The organism is Amycolatopsis bullii (assembly GCF_014654205.1).
Taxonomy (GTDB): Bacteria; Actinomycetota; Actinomycetes; order Mycobacteriales; family Pseudonocardiaceae; genus Amycolatopsis; species Amycolatopsis plumensis.
Genome location: NZ_BNAW01000011.1, coordinates 29647 through 48732, shown reverse-complemented (window position 1 = coordinate 48732; position 19086 = coordinate 29647). Strand labels below are relative to the sequence as shown.

The following is a 19086-nucleotide window of genomic DNA, read 5'->3' as shown; positions in this document are numbered from 1 at the left end:
GGTCCGCGCCCCGGGTAGACGGGCGCGCCGGCCGGAGTTCCTGGCTCTCGAAGATCACTCTCCGATGACAGTGGCGGGACCGCCCCGGACTCTCACCGGGTTCCTCCACCTGCCGACGCGTGGGTATCGCACCCACTCTCCGGTGCCGGTCGAGGCGCGTCAAGGTGACGTTGCCCCGGGTAACCTGACGGCTTGGAATCCCTTCTCCGGAGCTTCACGGCCGCGCAGTCGACCCGCCAGCCGTACCGCCACCCCACGGCGGCCGAACTCGAAACGGCAGCAACCGGCTTCGCCGCCCTCCTCGACGGCCGCCCCCACCACCTGGCCGACCTGGGCTTCTCCGTGACCGACGACGTCGTCGTGCAGGAGCCCGGCACCGAACGGGCGTGGGGCCTCTACGCGATCGACCGGTCCGCGCCGCCGTCCCTGGTCGTCGAGGTGCCGCATGCCTCGTCCGACCTGCGGACCGACCTGATCGGCCTGGCCCTCTTCCGGCAGGTGCCCGGCGCCGTCCTCGCGGTGGCCGGGGCGCACCGGCGCCGGGAGGACCCCGCCCACGACACGCGGACCGTCTTCCACGAACTCACCACGCTGCTCGCCCGCCGCGGCCTGCCCCAGGTCCAGCTGCACGGCTTCAACGACCGCACGATGCCCGCGGCCGACGTCGTCGTCTCGGCCGGGGCCGCGGAAGCCGGCGATGCGGCCCGCCGGGCCGCCGATCGCCTGGAAGCCGCCGGGTTCCGCGTCCGCCGGGCCTGGGCCGAGCCCTGCCGCGGCCTGGCCGGGACGACGAACGTCCAGAGCCGGGCCGCGGCCGGCACGTTCCTGCACGTCGAGCTCAGCCGGACGACCCGCGAGACCCGCCGCGACGACGTCGTCCGCGCGCTCGCCGACGCCGACCTGCGCAAACCCTAGGCGGACCGCTCACCCAGGCGGGGGAAGGGCTTCGTCGAGAACAGCACTTCCACGGACACCTCGAAGAACTCCGCGATCCGCAGCGCCAGGTACAGCGAAGGGCTGTACTCGCCGCGCTCCAGGTAGCCGATCGTCTGGTAGTGCACCCCGAGGGCTTCGGCCAGCTGCCGCCGCGAGATCGACCGTTCCGCGCGCAGCATCGCGATCCGGTTGTAGACGACCTCACTCATCGTTACCCCACACGCTGCATGGCCTTCTGCCGTCGTTCGGCCACCGACGAGCCCGCTTCGCGCCGGGCCATGCGGCGGAGCAGGACCGGGGCCAGCGCGAAGCCGAGCACCGTCCACGCGAGCAACACCGCCACGGTCGCCACCGGACGCCAGGACTGGCCGATCTCGACGACGACCGCGCCGTCCGGCAGCAGGGCCGAGCGCATCCCGAGGCCGAGCCAGTACATCGGGAACACCTGCGCGATGTCCTGCACCCACCCCGGCAGCGCCGTGATCGGGTAGAAGATCCCCGAGATCGCGCCCATGCCCATCACCGGCAGGGTGATCAGCCCGATCGACCGGGCGCTGTTGGTCAGCGACCCCAATGCCGCGCCGATCGGCATCGTCGCGGCCATGCCGAGCAGCAGCACGCCGAGCAGGTGCAGGTACGACCAGCCGCCGTCGGGCGCCAGCGCGGAGAAGGCGAACAGGCACGGGACCAGGACCGCGGCGATGGACGTGAGCTGGGCGAGCGTCAGCGCGGTCGTCTTCCCGATGAGGTAGCCGAGCATCCCGTTCGGGGTCGCCTTCGCCCGCAGGAGCGTGCCGTCCTCGCGGTCGACGGCCAGGTAGCCCGCCGCGCCGGTCAGGCCGTTGAACACGATGCCGGCGCCGAGCACGCCGGGCACGGTCGCCGCGCCGAGCGAGAACGACGTGCCGGGCAGCGTGGCGTTGCGCATGAAGAACAACGTACCGAGGAAGAGGAGGACGAAGACGACCTGCCCGATCACGTCGTCGAGGTTGGTCCACGTCTGCTTGAACTCGATCCAGCCGCGGGCCACCCCGGCCCGCACGGCGACGGCGTTCATCGCGCACCCGCTTCCTGGAGGCCGAGCTCCGTCTCGCCGCCGGTCTCGGCGCGGTGGACCAGCGTCATGTAGGTGTCCTCCAGCGACGCCCGGCGGACCTCGAGGTCCGCGACGGCCTCGCCGTGCTGCTTGAACAGGTCGTACACGTACTTCGTCGCTTCGGTCGTCGAGTGCACGAAGCGCTGGCCGCCGACGCTCCAGCGGACCTCGGCCTCCCCGGAAATCTGGCGGCTGAGCTGGTCGGCCGAGCCGTCGGCGACGATCCGGCCGCCGTTGAGGATGAGGATCCGGTCGGCCAGCTTCTCGGCCTCGTCGAGGTCGTGCGTGGTGAGCAGGATCGTCGTGTCGAGCTCGTCGGACAGCCGGTGCACCAGGTCGTGGAACTCGCGCCGGGCCTCGGGGTCGAAGCCGGCGGTCGGCTCGTCGAGGAACAGCAGCTCGGGGCGCCCGACGATGCCGATGGCGACGTCGAGCCGCCGCCGCTGGCCGCCGGAGAGCTGCTTGAGCTTCTTGCCCGCGTGCTCGGTGAGCCCGACCGTCGCGATCAGCTCGTCGGCGTCCCACGGCCGCGGGTGCGACGCCGTCGAGTACGGCGCGTAGTACCGGCCGAGGTGCGCGAGCAGCTCGCGGACGCGCCACTTCCCGTGGTCACGCCAGGACTGGAGCACGACCCCCAGCCGCGCCCGCCAGTCCTCGCCGCCCTGGGCGGGGTCGACGCCCAGCACGCTCACCTCGCCGGCCGACCGCATGCGGAAGCCCTCGAGGATCTCGATCGTCGTCGTCTTGCCCGCGCCGTTGGGCCCGAGCAGGCCGACGACCTCGCCCCGATACGCCTCGAAGTCGACGCCGTGGAGCACGTCGATCGCGGCGTACCGCATCCGCAGCCCGCGCACGCGGACCACGGGATCGGCTGGGTCTCTCATCGCGATCACCCCCATCTGACTGATGCGATCGAATGTAGCACACCTACTATATTTGATCAGAGTTCTACGGCCCCGGGAACTTGACCGGCGGTCACCCGGTTCGCCGGGCATGGGAACTTGGCTGGGGCTGGCCCTTCCGGGCGGCGTCGTGATCCTGCTGGTCATGGCGGCGATCGAACTGCGCCCGCGCAAGGACGGCTCGCGCTTCAAGGCGCGGCTGTCCGCCACCTACATCGAAGAGACGACCGCGTTCCTCTACGGGACCAAGCGGCGTGAGCTGGAACACCGGGAAACGATGTCGATGCTCGTCGAGCAGGACGCCGAAGGCGCACCACCCTGGCATGACGTGGACCTGGAGGCCGGAACGGCCCGGATCCGGCCGCGTCCGGACCCGCCGGAGCCGGAAAACCGCCAGCTACAGTGAGGCCATGCCGACCCCAGCACGTGTGCGAGCCGACGCGTGCCCCGGTGTTTTCGCACCCCACGACGCCGCCGACGGGCCGTTGGCCCGGGTCCGGCTGCCGGGCGGCACGATTTCCGCAGTGCAGCTGCGCGCGCTGGCCGACGCGGCCGAGGCGTGCGGCGACGGCGACCTCCACCTCACTTCGCGGGGCAACGTCCAGCTTCGCGGCGTCACGCGGCCCGGCCTCGCGGCCCGGCTGACCGACGCGGGCCTGCTGCCCTCGCCGTCGCACGAGCGGGTCCGGAACGTGCTCGCGTCGCCGTTGAGCGGGGTGCGCGGCGGCCTCGCCGACGTCCGCGGTCTGGCGGCTTCGCTGGATCGCGTGCTGTGTGCGACGCCGGAACTGGCGTCGCTGCCCGGCCGGTTCCTCTTCGCCTTCGACGACGGCCGCGGCGACGTCGCCGCCGAAGGTGCTGACGTCTGCTGGCTCGCGGTGAGTCCGTCCGAGGGCACGCTGCTGCTCGCGGGCGGCGACACGGGACGGCGGGTGGCACGCGCCGACGCCGTCTCGGCACTGGTCGAGGTCGCGCTGGAGTTCGGCCGGGTGCGCGGGGCCGCCTGGCGCGTCGCCGAACTCGACGACCCGGCCTGGCGCGGGACGCCGGTGCCACGGACCGGCGTCGAGGTTCCGGCCGGGCTGATTTCCCGGGACGGCGGCTTCGCGGCCGGAGTCGTGCCGCGCTTCGGCCGGCTGTCCGCGGCGCAGGCGCGTGCGCTGGCCGAGTTCGGGACGGCGCTGGTCACGCCGTGGAAATCCGTGGTGCTGCCCGACGTGCCCGCCGACGTCTTCGCGCGGCTGGGGTTCGGCGGCGAGGCACTGGGGACCACCGCGTGCATCGGCCGTCCGGGCTGCGCGAAGGCGCGCGCCGACGTCCGGGCCGACGCGGTGTTCCGGCCCGGCCTGCGCGCGCACTTCTCGGGCTGCGAACGGCGGTGCGGGAAGCCGTCGCAGTCCCATGTGGACGTTGTCGCCGAAGCGGGGGGCTACCGCATCGACGGCCGTTGGGTGCCGCTCGACGAGATGGAAGGGAACCTGTGATCGACTACCTGCGGGACGGTGCCGAGATCTACCGGCACTCGTTCGCCACGATCCGCGAGGAGGCGGACCTGGCGATCCTGCCCGACGACGTGGCCGGGCTGGCGGTCCGGATGATCCACGCCTGCGGCATGGTCGATCTGGTCGACGACCTGCGCTACACGCTCGACGTCGTCGAGTCCGGTCGCGCGGCGCTGGAAGCCGGCGCGCCGATCCTGTGCGACGCGCAGATGATCGCCAGCGGCGTCACCCGCCGTCGCCTGCCCGCGAACAACGAGGTCGTCTGCACGCTGTCCGACCCGTCGGTGCCCGGGCTCGCGGAACGCATGGGCACCACGCGCTCGGCCGCGGCACTGGAGCTGTGGCGCGACAAGCTGCCCGGCTCGGTGGTGGCGATCGGCAACGCGCCGACGGCGTTGTTCCGCCTGCTGGAGATCCTCGACGAAGGCGTCGGCGCGCCGGCGGCGATCGTCGGTGTCCCGGTCGGCTTCGTCGGCGCGGTGGAGTCCAAGGTGGAACTCGCCAAGCGCGCCCCGGCCCCGTACCTGGTGGTGCACGGCCGGCGCGGCGGCAGCGCGATGGCCGTCGCCGCGATCAACGCACTCGCGAGCGCCGAAGAATGACCGGCACGCTGTACGGCGTCGGGCTCGGCCCCGGCGACCCGGAACTGATGACGGTCAAGGCGGCGCGCCTGATTTCGGAAGCGTCGGTGATCGCCTACCACTGCGCGCGGCACGGCCGGAGCATCGCGCGGTCGGTGGCCGAGCCGTACCTGCGTGAGGGGCAGATCGAGGAGAAGCTCGTCTACCCGGTCACGACGGAGACGACCGACCACCCGGGCGGCTACGAGGGCGCGATCGCCGACTTCTACGAGCTGAGCGCGAAGCGGCTGGCCGAGCACTTGGACGCCGGGCGGGACGTGGTCCTGCTCTGCGAAGGCGACCCGTTCTTCTACGGCTCGTACATGTACATGCACGAACGGCTTTCCGGCCGGTTCGAAGCGGTGGTCGTCCCGGGCGTGACGTCGGTGAGCGCGGCGGCGTCGGTGTTCGGCCGCCCGCTGGTGCAGCGCGACGAAGTCCTGACGGTGCTCCCGGGCACGCTCCCGGCCCCGGAACTGGCGCGCAGGCTGGCGGATACGGACGCGGCCGCGGTCCTGAAGCTGGGCCGGACGTTCTCGTCGGTGCGGGAGGCGTTCGCCGAGGCCGGGAAGCTGGACGACGCGGTGTACGTCGAGCGGGCCACGTGGGGGCAGCAGCGGATCGAGCCCCTCGCTTCGGTGGATCCTTCGACGGTCCCGTACTTCTCGCTGGCGCTGCTGCCTTCGCCGGCTTATGCGTCCCGGGTTTCTCCTGCGGCTCCGGTTCCTTCGCCTTCTTCGGGCGGCGAAGTCGTGGTCGTGGGTCTGGGACCGGCCGGTCCGGAGTGGCTGACCCCCGAGGCGGCGGCGGAGCTCTCGGCGGTGGAGCACATCGTCGGGTACGGCCCGTATGTGGCGCGAGTGCCGCAGAAGGCGGGCCAGCAGCGGCACGCGTCGGGCAACCGGGTGGAGGCGGACCGGGCGCGCGAGGCCCTGGACCTGGCCGCTTCCGGTGCCCGGGTCGCGGTGGTGTCCTCGGGCGACCCGGGGGTGTTCGCGATGGCGTCGGCGGTGCTGGAGCAGGTGTCCCTCGGGCACGGCACGGGCGTCCGGGTCCGGATCGTCCCGGGCGTGACGGCGGCCCAGGCGGCGGCGTCCCGGGTGGGAGCACCGCTGGGCCACGACTACTGCGTGCTCTCCCTGTCCGACCGGCTGAAGCCGTGGGAGATCATCGAGAAGCGCCTCGACGCGGCGGGCGCGGCGGACCTGGTGCTGGCGTTGTACAACCCGGCGTCCCGGTCCCGGACGACCCAGCTCGCGGATGCTCGGGCCGTGTTGCTGCGTCACCGCGCTGCTTCTACGCCGGTCGTGGTGGCCCGGGACGTCGGCGGCCCGGAGGAGGACATCCGCGTCACGACCCTGGGCGAGCTGGATCCATCCACAGTGGACATGCGCTGCCTGCTGATCGTGGGCTCGTCCCGCACCCGGTCCGAGAACGGCATCGTCTGGACGCCCCGCAGTTACTAGGTCTGCCGCGGCCCGGTCGTGAGTGAGAAACAGTGTTCTAACACTGTTTCTCACTCACGAGGGGTCAGCGTGTCGGGTCCTTGCCGTTCGGTTGCCGCGGCCCCGGACCCGGCGACCACCAGCCCGGCACCGTCTTCTCGCCGTGGACGATCGTCGGCGCGATGCCCTCGGTGAACGGCTCGATCTGCAGCAGCTGCCCCCACGACTGGCTCGGCTGGCCGATCAGGTAGCTCGGCACCTCGGGCTCCTCGGCCAGCTCCTCCAGCCAGCCGATCGGCCCGCCGTTCGTCGAAGACGCCCACTGGGCCTCGTCGGCCAGGCCGCCCGCCGTGATGCGGTAGTCCGGGACCTGCGAGATCCCGTCGTGTGACGTCACCGGCTGGACGCACGGGTACACGAACGACGCCGGCCAGTCCACGTACACCGGCTTCGAGCCGATGCGGTCCGTCAACGTCGTGAACGTCGGGACGCGCGGGGCCGAGGCCGCGATCCAGCCGTCCTCGGTCAGGTCGTTGTCGACGATGTTGATGCGGACCGCGTTCGTCTCCGGCGGGAGGTCGCGCAGGTTGATGCGCGTGTCGGTCCAGTCACCCGTGCCGGAGCCCGGCGGGAGCATGAACTGGCTGCGCAGGATTTTGACGCCCTCGGGCGTGTCGACGCCGTAGTCGAGGCTCACCGAGGTCGGACGGCGGGGCGCACCCGCCGTGGCCACCACGATCTGGCCGTCCGACGGCTTCTCCGTCAGCGCGTACCAGTCGCTGCGCAGCCGCCCGGCGCGGGTCTCCGGGTCGAGGAAGCTCGACCACATCGGCACCTTGTCCGGCGTGAACCCGTGCGGCGGCTCGGCCAGGGGGTCCTTGTCGTCGACCGGGCGGGTGTGGAAGCCGGTCTGGACGCGGCCGTTGTCCTGGTCCGGGTTGGGCAGCGGGGATTCCGGCTCCTTGGGCTTCTCCGCAACGGTCCGCTGCTCGGCCTGGGGGTGCAGGATGCTCGTCGCCGCGTCGCGCTCGACCATCACGTGGTCGGAGAGGTTGCAGCTCTTGCCGAACAGGTGCCCGACGTTGGCCGCGCCGAGGCTGTAGCTGCCGGACTGGTTGTGGATCGCCCACGCCATCGTGACGAACTCGCCCGCCGCGACCAGGCCGCAGACCACCACCAGCGACAGCGACCCGAGCCGCAGCGCGCGCAGCCGGCCTTCCTGGGGCTGGACCGGCAGGCCCGGCCGGTGCGCGCGGACGTTCTCGACGAACGCGTAGATCCCCGCGACGGCCGCCGCGACCAGCAGGATCGTCGACAGCGGGATGCCGCCGACCGACGGCGCCACGTTCGTCCACTGGACGCCGAGGCGGGAGACGAACCAGTACGTGTTCGGCCCGGTCGCGGCGAGCGCGCCGACCACCAGCAGCGCGGCGAGGAAAGCCGCGCGGTTGCGCTGGGACCGCAGGACCGTCGAGCTGGTCGCGAGCGCGGCCAGCGCCGCCATCGACGCGCCGACCGCGGCGAACGCGCCGAAGTGGTGCGTCCACTTCGTCGGCGTCAGGGCCAGGAGCAGGAAGAACAGCGCGGTGGTGCCGATCAGGCGGCGCGCCGGGCCGAGGGCCGCGCCGGGGATCCGGCTGCGGCGCAGCAGCACCACCAGGCAGGTGGCGGTGCACAGCACGACCAGCAGCACCGGGAACCGGCGCGGCGCCGAGCCGTCCGGCAGGTCGGCGAACAGCAGCTGGTAACGGGCGAGCTCCTGGAACCACGACAGGTTCGGACCGACCTGGGTGCGGATTCGGGTCGCTTCCTGGACGGTCGCGAACGTCTGGTCGGCGAACACGACGACCAGCACGAGCAGACCCGCGGCGGCGACCGGCGCGAGCACCGGCAGCCAGCCGCTTTCGTTCGCGCGCTGGCGGATCAGCTTGAACAGCGGCCGCGCGGCGACCAGGAACGGCGCCACCGCGATCAGCCCGGTCGGCGTCGCGGCCAGGGTGAACCCGGCCGCGGTCAGGCCCAGGCACAGGGGCAGCAGCCGCCGCGTCACCAGCGTGCGCTCGACCGCGCAGATCGCCAGCAGCGAGCCGAGCGCGGCCACCGGCTCCGGGCGGACGCCGTTGTTGTAGGGCATCCACCAGATGAGGAACACCGTCGCCGCGGCCCAGCTGGCCGGGCGGCTGGTGCGGATCTGGCTGCCGAGGCGCGGCATCACCTCGCGGCTGATCAGCAGCCAGCTGAGCACGCCGAGCAGGAACGACGGCAGCCGGATCCACGGCGGCACCGTGCTGACGTGCGTCATCAGCTCGTACACGTGGTAGAACCAGCCGAACGGCGCCTCGGCGACGCCGAACCAGCGGTGGTAGTTCGTCAGGTAGCCGGTCGCCTCGGTGACCCGGGCCATCGTGAGGATATAGCCGTCGTCCGAGGTCACCGGCCCGATGAAGACCCACGCCCCGAGCGCGATGATCACCGTGGCGTCCCGCGCGGTCAGCCGCCACCAGCCGACCGGCGCCCAGCGCGGGGCGCGGCGCGCGAAGCCGGAGTCGCGGCGCCAGACCGCGATCATGCAGCCGATCAGCGACAGCACGGCGAGCACGCCGACGACGATCTTCAGCGCGGTCGGCGACGTCTGGTACCGCGTGTCCGGCACGACCGAAACGTGCAGGCCGGCGATCGGGTCCTTGCTCGAGTTGATCGACGAGTAGATGCCGACCAGGCGCGGGCGGACGTCGCCGTTGGCGTGGAAGATCGGGGTCCCGGCGACGGCGAGCGTCATTTGCGTCGCGTCGACGTCCAGCTCGACGTCGCACTTTTCGGCGGGCAGCGGCTGCTGGGCGATCTGCTGGCCCTGGCTGGAGGCGAACAGCACGCCGTTGTCGATGCGCAGCTGCAGGCCGACGCCCTTGCCCGCGTTCGGGTCGGTGCGGCCGTCCGGCACGGTGGCGAACAGCAGGCCCGGACCGTTCGTCCGGGCGTCGACCGAGCGGATGGCCGCGCACGGCAGCTCGGCACGCAGGTCCTGGGCCCAGTACCCGGTCAAGGGCGCGTTGACGGAGCGGGTGTCGCTGCCGGTCGGCCAGACGACCTCCGCCGTGTCCTGCACCACCGGCAGGAAGGGGAAAGCCAGCGCGCACAAGGCCGAGAGCAGCCCCAGCGCTACGGCAATCAGACGCATCGGCGCAACGCTAACGGGTCAGAGGTCGGCGGCTGACGCAGCCCCCGGGTCACGCGGGGTGAACCGCCCGTGGTGTATCGCCGCGGACAGGGGACGGCGGCTGCGCCAACCGTGGCGCTCCAGGTCCGGCACGGCCTCCAGCCTGCTGACCGGCCCCGCGCAGAGCCACGCCACCGGCCGGACGCCGTCCGGGATGCCGAGCAGCTCGCGCAGGAACGGCTCGCGGTAGAAGCTGACCCAGCCCACACCGAGGCCTTCGGCGGTCGCGGCGAGCCAGAGGTTCTGGATGGCCAGGCACACCGAGTAGAGGCCGGCGTCGGCGATGGCGTGCCTGCCCAGCACGTCGGGCGCGCCACGCGCCGGGTCGTAGGTGACGACGATGCCGAGGCTCGACTCGAGGATGCCCTCGATTTTGATGTTCGCGAAGGTGCTCGCGCGGTCTTCGCCGAGCTGCCCGGCGAAGATTTCACGCTCGTCGTGGACGTGCTTGGCGAACTTCTCGCGCGTCGCGACGTCGTCGACCAGCACGAAGTCCCACGGCTGGGTGAGCCCGACGCTCGGTGCGGCGTGCGCGGCCTCGAGGATCCGCGTCAGCGTGGCTTCGGGGATCGGCTCGCCGGTGAACTCGCCGCGGACGTCCCGCCGCTTGCGCAGGACGTCGTAGAACTCATCGATCATCGGTGCAGGACCCATTCGACGGCTTCGGGGACGGTTTCGGCGGTCTCCGTGGCCGGCCGCGGCGGCCGCCGGACCACCACGACGGGCTTGCCGAGTTCGCGGGCCACCGTCAGCTTCGCGCTGGTCTGCGCGCCGCCGGAGTCCTTGGTGACCAGGACGTCGACCCGGTCGAGCAGCGCCCGCTCGGCGGCCACCTCGTACGGTCCGCGGGCGAGGAGGAGTTCGTGGTGCCGCGGCAGCGGCGGCTCGGGCGGGTCGACGCAGCGGATCAGGAACCACAGGTCGTCGAGGTGCGCGAAAGCCGGGAGGCCCTGGCGGCCGCTGGTGAGGAAGACACGTTTACCCAGGCCGGGGAGCTGCCGGGCGGCATCGGCGAGGTCGTCGGCCCAGTGCCAGACGTCTCGCGGGCCTGCTTGCCAGCCCGGCCGCGCGAGCCGCAGCAGCGGTGTTTGCGTCAGTTCGGCCGCTTTCGCCGCGTTTGCGCCGATGCGCTCGGCGAAGGGGTGCGTGGCGTCGACTACGGCGTCGATGTGGTTCTCGCGCAGGTACCGCGCGAGACCGTCCGGGCCGCCGAAGCCGCCTACGCGTACTTCGCCGACGGGCAGCCTCGGCCGTGCGACTCGCCCCGCCAGCGAAGAGACAACGCGGACTTCGCGCGCTTCCAGGGCTTCGGCGAGCTGCCGGGCTTCGCCGGTCCCGCCGAGGATGAGGATCACGAGGAACGTCCGTAGCCGACGGCCTCGCGCCACCGGTCCAGCGTGCGCAGGTTGGCGAGGGTTTCCGCCCAGGTCAGTTCGGGCGCCTGCCGGTCTTCGACGTGCGCGGCGACATGGTCCGCTTCGCGCGCGAAGACGCTCTGGGTGGCTTCGACCTCGATGACCTCCGGCTCGCCGCCGGCCGGCGTCAGGATGATCTGCGAGACGCCGGGCTTGCGCAGCGGGTGGATCCACGCCGGCTGCGGGATGTGGATCTGCCCGCCCGAGCCGAAGACGCGGATGCCGTCCTCGCGGGTGAGCCGGATCCCGCAGGCGATCGTCGCGAGGATGTCGCCGGGCAGGCGCAGCAGGCCGGTCGCCCACTCGTCGACGCCGGTGGCGGACAGGTGCGCCATCCCGCTGACCTCGGACGGCTCGACGACGTCCTGCCCGGTCGCGGCCTGCGCGACCAGCCGGGCCAGCGACGTGCAGTAGCAGCCGACGTCCAGGATCCCGCCGCCCCCGAGCGCCGGGTCGCTCAGCCGGGCGGTCTCCTCCGGGTTGCTGTCGAAGGAGAAGGTCGTGTCCACCGCACGGACCTCCCCGATGGCGCCGGAGGAGATCAGCTCGGTCAGCCGCCGCGTCTGCGGGTGCAGCCGGTACATGAACGCCTCCATCAGGAAGACGTCGTTCGCCCGGGCAGCGGCGATGACCTCCTCGGCGTCGGCCGCGGTGATCGTCAACGGCTTCTCGCACAGCACGTGCTTCCCGGCCTCGGCGGCGGCGATGGCCCACTGCTTGTGCATTGCGTGCGGTGTCGAGACGTACACGGCGTCGACGTCCGGGTCCGCGAGGAGCTCTTCGTAGCTGCCGTAGGCCTTCGGGATGTCGAAGCGCGTGGCGAATTCCCGCGCCCGCTCGGCGTTCCGCGCCGCGACGGCGCCGAGCACACCGTGTTTGCTCTCGTCGACGCCCGCGGCGAAGTGGGCGGCGATCGTCCCGGCGGCCAGCAGGCCCCAGCGCAGTTCCGTCACAACGACTCCGGTTGGTTCGCCCGGTCACGGGCACTCGAGTAGAGGAAGCTGTCGGGAAAGTTCGTGGCGGCGAGCACCCGCCCGACGAAGATGGTGGCCGCGCGCGTCATCCCGGCGTCGCGCACGAGCGCGGGCAGCTCGCCGAGCACCCCCCGCACGACGGTTTCCCCGGGCTGGCTCGCCAGCGCGACGACGGCGACGGGACACTCCGCGCCGTAGTGCGGTGTCAGCTCGTCGGCCACCCGCTCGACGTGGTTGATGGCGAGGTGCAGCGCGAGCGTGGCCCCGGTCGCGGCGAAGGCGGCGAGGGTCTCCCCGGGCGGCATCTTGGTGGAGCGCGCCTGCACCCGGGTGATCACCAGGCTCTGCCCGATTTCGGGCACGGTGAGCTCCCGCTTCAGCGCGGCGGCCGAAGCGGCGAAGGCCGGCACGCCGGGGACGATCTCATAGGGGACACCCGCCGCGTCGAGCCGCCGCACCTGCTCGGCGACGGCGCTGTAGAGCGACGGATCCCCCGAGCACAGCCGGGCGACCTCCTGCCCGGAGCGGTGCGCCTCGACCAGCTTCGCCACGATCTGCTCGAGGCTGAGGTTCGCCGTGTCGACGAGCTCGGCCCCGGGCGGGCAGTAGGCGAGCAGGTCGGGTGGCGTCATGCTGCCGGGGTAGAGGCAGACGCCGCAGCGGGCGAGCAGGTCCCGGCCCCGAACGGTGATGAGGTCGGCGGCCCCGGGCCCGGCGCCGATGAAGTGCACGGTCATCGGCTGCTCCGCGGAGCCGGACCGCCGCCACACGCCGTCGCCCGCGGCCCGGTCATCGGCTGCTCCACTGCGTCACAACCCGAGCCGGCGTCCAGCCCGTGAAGCCGCCCAGCGGCGCCGCCTTCTCCACACCGATCCGCAGCAGCTCCCCGCCATGCTCCTCGTACGCCCGCGCCAGGACCTGCTCGGCCTCCAGCGTCACCCCGTGCGCCACCACCCGAGCTCCGGTGGCCACGCACGCGTCCAGTACGCCCGGCGCCGTCACGCCGCCTCCGATGAAGACCGCGTCCGGTGCGGGCAGCGCGCTCAGCGCTTCCGGTGCTTCCCCCGCCACCACCTCCAGTTCCGGTACTCCCAGGTCCACTGCGTTCCGGCCGATCCGCTCGGCCCGCTCCGCGGAGCGTTCGATCGCGACCGCACGGTTCAGCCCGTGCAGCCGTGACCACTCGATGCCGACGCTGCCCGCGCCCGCGCCGACGTCCCACAACAGCTCGCCGGGACTCGGCGCGAGGCGGGCCAGCGCCGACACTCGGAGGTCGCGCTTGGTCAGCTGCCCGTCGTGGGCGTACACGTCGTCCGGGATGCCGATCAGCGGCAACGCCGGGCCCGTGCACTCCAGCGCGAACACCGTCAGCGGTCCGGGATCGCCGGCCCAGCCGTCGGAGATGCGCTCGTCCGGCCCGCCCAGGTTCTCCAACGCGATCAGCTCGCTCTCGCCATAACCCCGCACGGTGAGCAGGGAGCGCAAAGCGGGCGCGTCGGCACCCAGGACGAGCACTCGCCGGCGCGGCGCCAGTACCCGGGCGACGCGGGCCGACGACCGGCCGACGATGGTGACCACCTCGGTCTCCTCGGCGGACCAGCCCAGCCGTGCCCGGGCCAGTGTCACCGAGGAGAGCGCGGGCAGCGCCTCGACCTCGTATCCATGGGCCACCAGTGTGGCACCCACCCCCGACAAAAACGGATCTCCGCTGGCCAGGACGCAGATCCGGGCGCCTTCGTGCTCGGCGATCACCGCGTCCAGCCCTGGCAGCAACGGCGTCGGCCACGCCTGCGCCGGGACCTCCTCCGGCAGGTACCCCAGCTGCCGGGGCGCACCCAGCACGACGTCGGCGGCGAGCACCGCGGCCTTCGCCGGTTCCGACAGGCCGGGCCAGCCGTCGGCCCCGATCCCGACCACGGTCAGGCGGTTCGCGGAGCCCGCGGATCGACGTGATTCTTCGCGCACGATTTCCCACCCTAAGCGAGGCATGCGCTGTGCGATGATCGGCCGGTCGCCGAGCTGGAGGAGCGCTGTTGAAGCCGTACCCGTTCACCGCCGTCGTCGGGTTGCCGGACCTGCGCCTGGCGCTGGTCCTGTCCTCGATCTCGCCCGCCGTCGGCGGGGTGCTGGTGCGCGGCGAAAAGGGCACCGCGAAGTCGACCATGGTCCGCGCGCTCGCGGGCCTGCTGCCCGGCGTGGACGTCGTCGACGGCTGCCGGTTCTCCTGCGATCCCGCGGCGCCCGACCCGCTCTGCCCGGACGGCCCGCACGACGGCGCCACGAGCCACCGGCGGCCCGCGAAGCTGGTCGAACTGCCCGTCGGCGCGGCCGAAGACCGCGTCATCGGCAGCCTGCACCTGGAACGCGCGCTCGCCGAAGGCATCACGGACTTCCAGCCCGGCCTCCTGGCCGCCGCGCACCGCGGCCTCCTCTACGTCGACGAGGTCAACCTCCTGCACGATCACCTCGTCGACACGCTCCTGGACGCCGCCGCGATGGGCCGCGCGACCGTGGAACGCGAAGGCGTCTCGGTCTCGCACGCGGCCCGGTTCGTCCTGATCGGCACCATGAACCCCGAAGAAGGCGAACTGCGGCCGCAGCTGCTGGACCGGTTCGGGCTGACCGTCGAGGTCGCCTCCAGCCGCGATCCGGAGCAGCGCGTCGAAGTCGTCCGCCGTCGCCTGGCCTACGAAGCCGATCCCGACGCCTTCGCCGCGCAGTACGCCGGCGAAGACGCCCAGCTCGCCGCGGACATCGAAGCGGCCCAACGGCTTCTTCCCGCGGTCAAGCTGCCCGACGAAGCCCTGCGCCAGATCGCCGAGGTCTGCGCGTCCTTCGAGGTCGACGGTATGCGCGCGGACATCGTCACCGCGCGGACGGCGGTCGCGCACGCGGCCTGGTCCGGCCGCGACGAGGTGACCACCGAGGACGTCCGCGTCGCCGCGCGGCTCGCGCTGCCGCACCGGCGGCGCCGCAACCCGTTCGACGCGCCGGGCATCTCCGAAGAGCAGCTGGAGCAGGCACTCCAGGACGCCCAGCCGGACCCCGGACCCGAGGACGACGGCCCCGGCTCCGGGTCGGAGCCGCCGGAAGCGCCCGAGCCGCCGCAGGGCAGCGAAAACGCACCCCAGGGCGAACCGAAACCCAGCGGTGGCCAGCAGAACACCGTCGGCGCCGGCGAGACGTTCAAGGCCCGCGTCTTCCGCGTCAAGGGCATGGGCGAAGGCGAGCGCGGACGCCGTTCGCGTGCGATCACCGACAGCGGCCGGACCATCGGCGTCCAGCCCGCCAGCGTCCGCGAAGGCCGGCCACACCTCGTCGCGACCGTGAAAGCCGCGGCCCCGCACCAGAAAGCCCGCGGCCGTGACGGCGCCGGCCTGAAGCTGCGGCCGGAAGACGTCCGTTACGCACTGCGCGAAGGCCGCGAAGGCAACCTCGTCCTGTTCTGCGTGGACGCGTCGGGCTCGATGGGCGCGAAGGCGCGGATGCGCGAGGTCAAGTCCGCGGTCCTGTCCCTGCTGCTCGACGCTTACCAACGCCGCGACAAGGTCGGGCTCGTCACCTTCCGCGGCCAGGCCGCCGAGCTCGCGCTGCCGCCGACGATCAGCGTCGACGCGGCCGCGTCCCGCCTCGAAGGCCTGCCGACCGGCGGCCGGACGCCCCTCGCCGAAGGGCTCCTGGAGGCGGCGCGCGTGCTGCGCGTCGAGGAAATCCGCGACCCCCGGCGCCGTCCGCTGCTCGTCGTCGTCACCGACGGCCGCGCCACCAGCGGGCCCGACGCCGTCGCGCGCGCCCAGGCCGCGGCCGGATTGCTCACCGGCGTCACGACGATCGTCATGGACTGCGAGAGCGGCAAGATGCGGCTCGGCCTGGCCGCCGACCTCGCCGCCCACCTCGGCGCGGAACACGTGCCCCTCGCCGACGTCGCCGCCGAATCGCTGGCGGACGCCGTCCGCGCCCGGACCGGAAGGGCCGCCTGATGCCGCAGGGAAAACCGTCGGTGGTACCGGCAGACGGCCTGACCACGCGCCAGCGCCGCAACCGGCCGCTGCTCGCCGTGCACACCGGCGAGATGAAGGGCAAGTCGACGGCCGCCTTCGGGATGGCGCTGAGGGCCTGGAACCAGGGCTGGTCGATCGGTGTGTTCCAGTTCGTCAAGTCGGCGAAGTGGCGCGTCGGCGAAGAAGCCGCGTTCAAGGCGTTGGGGAAGCTGCACGAGGACACCGGCCAGGGCGGACCGGTCGAGTGGCACAAGATGGGCGAGGGCTGGAGCTGGGCGCGCAAGTCCGGCACCGACGAGGACCACGCGGCGAACGCCCGTGAGGGCTGGGCGGAGATCAAGCGCCGGCTCGCCGCCGAGACGCACGACTTCTACGTCCTCGACGAGTTCTCCTACCTGCTCAAGTGGGGCTGGCTCGAAGTGGACGACGTCGTGTCCACTTTGGTCGACCGGCCCGGGCACCAGCACGTCGTCATCACCGGCCGGTACGCGCCGCCGGAACTGGTCGAGGCCGCCGACCTGGTGGCCGAGATGACCAAGGTCAAGCACCCGATGGACACCGGCCAGAAGGGCCAGCGGGGGATCGAGTGGTAGCGCGGGTGGTCGTCGCCGCGCCCGGTTCGGGGCACGGCAAGACCACGATCGCCGCCGGGCTGATGGCGGCGCTGCGCGCGGCCGGCCACCGCGTCTCCGGGCACAAGGTCGGGCCGGACTTCATCGATCCGAGCTACCACGCGCTGGCCACCGGACGTCCCGCGCGCAACCTGGACCCGTTCCTGCAGGGTGAAGAGCGGTTGGTTCCGTTGCTGCGGCACGGCTCCCACGGCGCCGACATCGCCGTGATCGAAGGCGTGATGGGCCTGTTCGACGGGGCGCTGGGCACCGAGGGCTACGCCTCGACCGCCCACGTGGCCCGGGTGTTGGACGCGCCGGTGGTGCTGGTCGTCGACGCGTCGGCAGCCTCCCGAAGCGTCGCCGCGACCGTGCTCGGCTTCGCCCACTACGACAACCGCGTGCGGCTGGCCGGCGTCATCCTCAACAAGCTCGGCTCGCAGCGCCACCGCGACGAGATCGCGTCCGCGCTGGAAGCCACCGGTGTCCCGCTGCTGGGGGCGTTGTACCGCAACGAAGAGGTCCACGCGCCGAGCCGGCACCTCGGGCTCGTCCCGGCGGCGGAACGGGCCGCGGAGGCGCAGCACGTGCTGCCCGCGCTCGCCGCGTGGGTGCGGGACGGCGTCGATCTCGAAGCGATCGTCCGGATCGCTTCCGCGGCACCTCGGCTTTCGGCGCCGCCGTGGGAGCCGTCCGGTGTGGATGGTCCACCGGTGACGATTGCCGCCGCCGGCGGTCCGGCGTTCACCTTCCGGTACACCGAGAACATCGAGCTGCTGGCGGCTTGCGGTGTCGAAGTCGTGGACGTCGATCCATTGCGGGATCAAGCTCTGCCCGATGGCTGTGCCGGGCTGTATTTCGGGGGCGGGTTCCCCGAGGTGCACGCGGCGGAACTGTCGGCGAACACGGCGTTGCGTCATGAAGTGGCTTCGGCCATCCGAGCCGGGATGCCGGTGAGCGCGGAGTGCGCGGGCCTGCTGTACCTGTGCCAGTCGCTGGACGGGGTGCCCATGGTCGGCGCGGTGCCCGCGGACGCCAAGATGACCGCGCGCGGCAAGCTCGGCTACCGCCGCGCGGTCGCCGTCGAGGACAACCTGCTGGCGACGGCCGGTCAGCGCGTCACCGGGCACGAGTTCCACCGCACCGAGGTGACGCCGTCGCACGGCGCCTCGGCGGCCTGGGGCTGGGACAGGCAGCTCGACGGCTTCGCGTCGCCGACCCTGCACGCGTCCTACCTGCACGTTCACTGGGCGGGGTATCCCGAGCTTGCTCAGCGGTTCGCGGCGCGGGTCCGGGCCCATGCCTGAGTACGACCTGCACCACCACGGCGATCGCGAGGTCGGGCCGGGGCTGGTCGATCTGGCGGTGAACGTCCGGTTGCCGCGGCCGCCTGCCTGGCTGCGGGACGAACTCGCGTCCGCGTTGGATTCGCTGGCCGCCTATCCGTCCACTGTGGATGCGGTGGCGGCGGTGGCCGCGCGCCACGGCCGTACTTCGTCGGAAGTGCTGGTCACGGCCGGTGCTGCGGAAGCCTTCACCCTGCTGGCCGCGGCTTTCCGGCCGCTTCGCCCGGTGGTCGTGCACCCGCAGTTCACCGAACCGGAGGCCGCGCTGCGGACAGCGGGCCACCCGGTTTCGCGGGTGATCCTGTCCGAAGCGGACGGGTTCGTGCTGGACCCCGGCCTGGTGCCCGCCGACGCCGACCTGGTGTTCGTCGGCAACCCGACGAATCCGACCTCGGTGCTTCACCCGGCTTCGGTCCTGCGTTCCTTGGCCCGGCCCGGGCGGCTGCTCGTGGTGGACGAGGCGTTCCTGGACGCGGTCCCCGGCGAAGCCGAGAGCCTGGCTGCCGGTCATCCGGGGGTCGTCGTGCTGCGCAGCCTGACGAAGACGTGGGGCCTGGCCGGGCTCCGGGCGGGGTACGTGCTCGCTCCGGCGGACGTCGTCGAGCGGCTGCGGGCGGTGCAGGTGCCGTGGTCGGTGTCCACTTTGGCCGGTGTGGCGACCGTTGCGTGCTGCCGCCCGTCTGCCCTGGAAGAAGCGGAAAAGCTGGCGGTGGCGGCGGAAGCGGACCGCGAATACCTCGTGTCCGGCTTGGCTGCTTCGGGCATCGACGTGCTGGGCGATCCGCGTGGCCCGTTCGTGCTGGTGCGCGTTCCCGAGGGCGCCTCCGTGCGGATGCGTCTGCGAGAGGCGGGCTACGCGGTGCGGCGCGGGGACACGTTCCCCGGCCTCGGCCCGGACCACCTGCGGCTGGCGGTGCGCGACCGGGCGACCACCGACGCGTTCCTGGCCGCATTTCGGGAAGTTCGCTAAACACCGACAGGGGGTTGTCGCTACCGCCGCCGAAACTGGGCAAAGCCGGGA

At 72.5% G+C, this 19086-nt stretch carries 18 protein-coding genes and 1 riboswitch; of the genes, 9 read left to right on the top strand and 9 right to left on the bottom strand.

What is annotated here, in order from left to right:
* Nucleotides 1–12 precede the first annotated feature (12 nt).
* Nucleotides 13–151, bottom strand: a riboswitch (cobalamin riboswitch).
* 41 nt (nucleotides 152–192) lie between these two features.
* The gene (locus IE317_RS15645; protein WP_191310625.1) at nucleotides 193–915 is read left to right on the top strand and encodes a hypothetical protein; all 723 of its coding nucleotides are present in this window, start codon (nucleotides 193–195) and stop codon (nucleotides 913–915) included.
* On the opposite strand, the gene IE317_RS15640 is transcribed toward IE317_RS15645, so the two are convergent.
* Genes IE317_RS15640 through IE317_RS15630 form a run of 3 tightly spaced genes read right to left on the bottom strand, consistent with a single transcriptional unit; the run spans nucleotide 912 to nucleotide 2916 of the window.
* The gene (locus tag IE317_RS15640) at nucleotides 912–1145 is read right to left on the bottom strand and encodes a helix-turn-helix transcriptional regulator (RefSeq protein WP_043784651.1); all 234 of its coding nucleotides are present in this window, start codon (nucleotides 1143–1145) and stop codon (nucleotides 912–914) included. The genes IE317_RS15645 and IE317_RS15640 overlap by 4 nt on opposite strands.
* A gap of 2 nt (nucleotides 1146–1147) precedes the next feature.
* Nucleotides 1148–1993 carry an ABC transporter permease gene (locus IE317_RS15635; RefSeq protein WP_191310624.1) on the bottom strand — a complete coding sequence of 282 codons (846 nt, stop codon included), beginning with the start codon at nucleotides 1991–1993 and terminating at the stop codon, nucleotides 1148–1150.
* Nucleotides 1990–2916, bottom strand: a complete 927-nt coding sequence (locus IE317_RS15630; RefSeq protein ID WP_191310621.1) for an ABC transporter ATP-binding protein — start codon at nucleotides 2914–2916, stop codon at nucleotides 1990–1992. The genes IE317_RS15635 and IE317_RS15630 overlap by 4 nt, the downstream gene beginning before the upstream one ends.
* 109 nt (nucleotides 2917–3025) lie before the next feature.
* On the opposite strand from IE317_RS15630, the gene IE317_RS15625 reads away from it, so the two are divergent.
* Genes IE317_RS15625 through IE317_RS15610 form a run of 4 tightly spaced genes read left to right on the top strand, consistent with a single transcriptional unit; the run spans nucleotide 3026 to nucleotide 6522 of the window.
* Nucleotides 3026–3340, top strand: coding sequence for a DUF6191 domain-containing protein (locus tag IE317_RS15625; protein WP_191310619.1), 315 nt, complete (start codon nucleotides 3026–3028; stop codon nucleotides 3338–3340).
* A gap of 4 nt (nucleotides 3341–3344) precedes the next feature.
* Nucleotides 3345–4418: a nitrite/sulfite reductase gene (locus IE317_RS15620; RefSeq protein WP_191310617.1), complete on the top strand. Its 1074-nt coding sequence runs from the start codon at nucleotides 3345–3347 to the stop codon at nucleotides 4416–4418.
* On the top strand, nucleotides 4415–5038 hold the full coding sequence (locus IE317_RS15615) for a precorrin-8X methylmutase (protein WP_191310615.1): 624 nt from the start codon (nucleotides 4415–4417) through the stop codon (nucleotides 5036–5038). The genes IE317_RS15620 and IE317_RS15615 overlap by 4 nt, the downstream gene beginning before the upstream one ends.
* Nucleotides 5035–6522 carry a precorrin-2 C(20)-methyltransferase gene (locus IE317_RS15610; RefSeq protein ID WP_191310613.1) on the top strand — a complete coding sequence of 496 codons (1488 nt, stop codon included), beginning with the start codon at nucleotides 5035–5037 and terminating at the stop codon, nucleotides 6520–6522. Before IE317_RS15615 ends, IE317_RS15610 begins: the two co-directional genes overlap by 4 nt.
* A gap of 64 nt (nucleotides 6523–6586) precedes the next feature.
* Here the strand turns inward: IE317_RS15610 and IE317_RS15605 are convergent, their stop codons facing one another.
* The 6 genes from IE317_RS15605 to cbiE are packed head-to-tail and all read right to left on the bottom strand — an operon-like array spanning nucleotide 6587 to nucleotide 14072.
* Nucleotides 6587–9679: an arabinosyltransferase domain-containing protein gene (locus IE317_RS15605; RefSeq protein ID WP_191310611.1), complete on the bottom strand. Its 3093-nt coding sequence runs from the start codon at nucleotides 9677–9679 to the stop codon at nucleotides 6587–6589.
* Nucleotides 9680–9697: 18 nt separating this feature from the next.
* Entirely contained in the window at nucleotides 9698–10357 is a 660-nt protein-coding gene (bluB, locus tag IE317_RS15600; RefSeq protein WP_191310609.1) for a 5,6-dimethylbenzimidazole synthase, read from the bottom strand.
* A complete protein-coding gene (locus IE317_RS15595) occupies nucleotides 10354–11073 on the bottom strand; it encodes a cobalt-precorrin-6A reductase (RefSeq protein ID WP_191310608.1) in 720 nt (239 codons plus the stop codon). Before IE317_RS15595 ends, bluB begins: the two co-directional genes overlap by 4 nt.
* A complete protein-coding gene (locus IE317_RS15590) occupies nucleotides 11070–12086 on the bottom strand; it encodes a Gfo/Idh/MocA family protein (RefSeq protein WP_191310607.1) in 1017 nt (338 codons plus the stop codon). Before IE317_RS15590 ends, IE317_RS15595 begins: the two co-directional genes overlap by 4 nt.
* Nucleotides 12083–12844 carry a precorrin-4 C(11)-methyltransferase gene (cobM, locus tag IE317_RS15585; RefSeq protein ID WP_191310605.1) on the bottom strand — a complete coding sequence of 254 codons (762 nt, stop codon included), beginning with the start codon at nucleotides 12842–12844 and terminating at the stop codon, nucleotides 12083–12085. Before cobM ends, IE317_RS15590 begins: the two co-directional genes overlap by 4 nt.
* Before the next feature lie 52 nt (nucleotides 12845–12896).
* Nucleotides 12897–14072, bottom strand: coding sequence for a precorrin-6y C5,15-methyltransferase (decarboxylating) subunit CbiE (cbiE, locus tag IE317_RS15580; protein ID WP_191310603.1), 1176 nt, complete (start codon nucleotides 14070–14072; stop codon nucleotides 12897–12899).
* A 68-nt stretch (nucleotides 14073–14140) separates the two neighbouring features.
* Here cbiE and IE317_RS15575 point away from each other — a divergent pair, with 68 nt between their 5' ends.
* Genes IE317_RS15575 through cobC form a run of 4 tightly spaced genes read left to right on the top strand, consistent with a single transcriptional unit; the run spans nucleotide 14141 to nucleotide 19035 of the window.
* Nucleotides 14141–16087 (top strand): putative cobaltochelatase, encoded by a 1947-nt coding sequence (locus tag IE317_RS15575; RefSeq protein WP_191310601.1) that lies wholly within the window; start codon nucleotides 14141–14143, stop codon nucleotides 16085–16087.
* Nucleotides 16087–16701 (top strand): cob(I)yrinic acid a,c-diamide adenosyltransferase, encoded by a 615-nt coding sequence (gene cobO, locus IE317_RS15570; RefSeq protein ID WP_191310599.1) that lies wholly within the window; start codon nucleotides 16087–16089, stop codon nucleotides 16699–16701. The genes IE317_RS15575 and cobO overlap by 1 nt, the downstream gene beginning before the upstream one ends.
* On the top strand, nucleotides 16695–18026 hold the full coding sequence (locus IE317_RS15565) for a cobyrinate a,c-diamide synthase (protein WP_191310597.1): 1332 nt from the start codon (nucleotides 16695–16697) through the stop codon (nucleotides 18024–18026). The genes cobO and IE317_RS15565 overlap by 7 nt, the downstream gene beginning before the upstream one ends.
* A complete protein-coding gene (gene cobC, locus IE317_RS15560; RefSeq protein ID WP_191310595.1) occupies nucleotides 18019–19035 on the top strand; it encodes an Rv2231c family pyridoxal phosphate-dependent protein CobC in 1017 nt (338 codons plus the stop codon). Before IE317_RS15565 ends, cobC begins: the two co-directional genes overlap by 8 nt.
* Nucleotides 19036–19086: the final 51 nt, after the last annotated feature.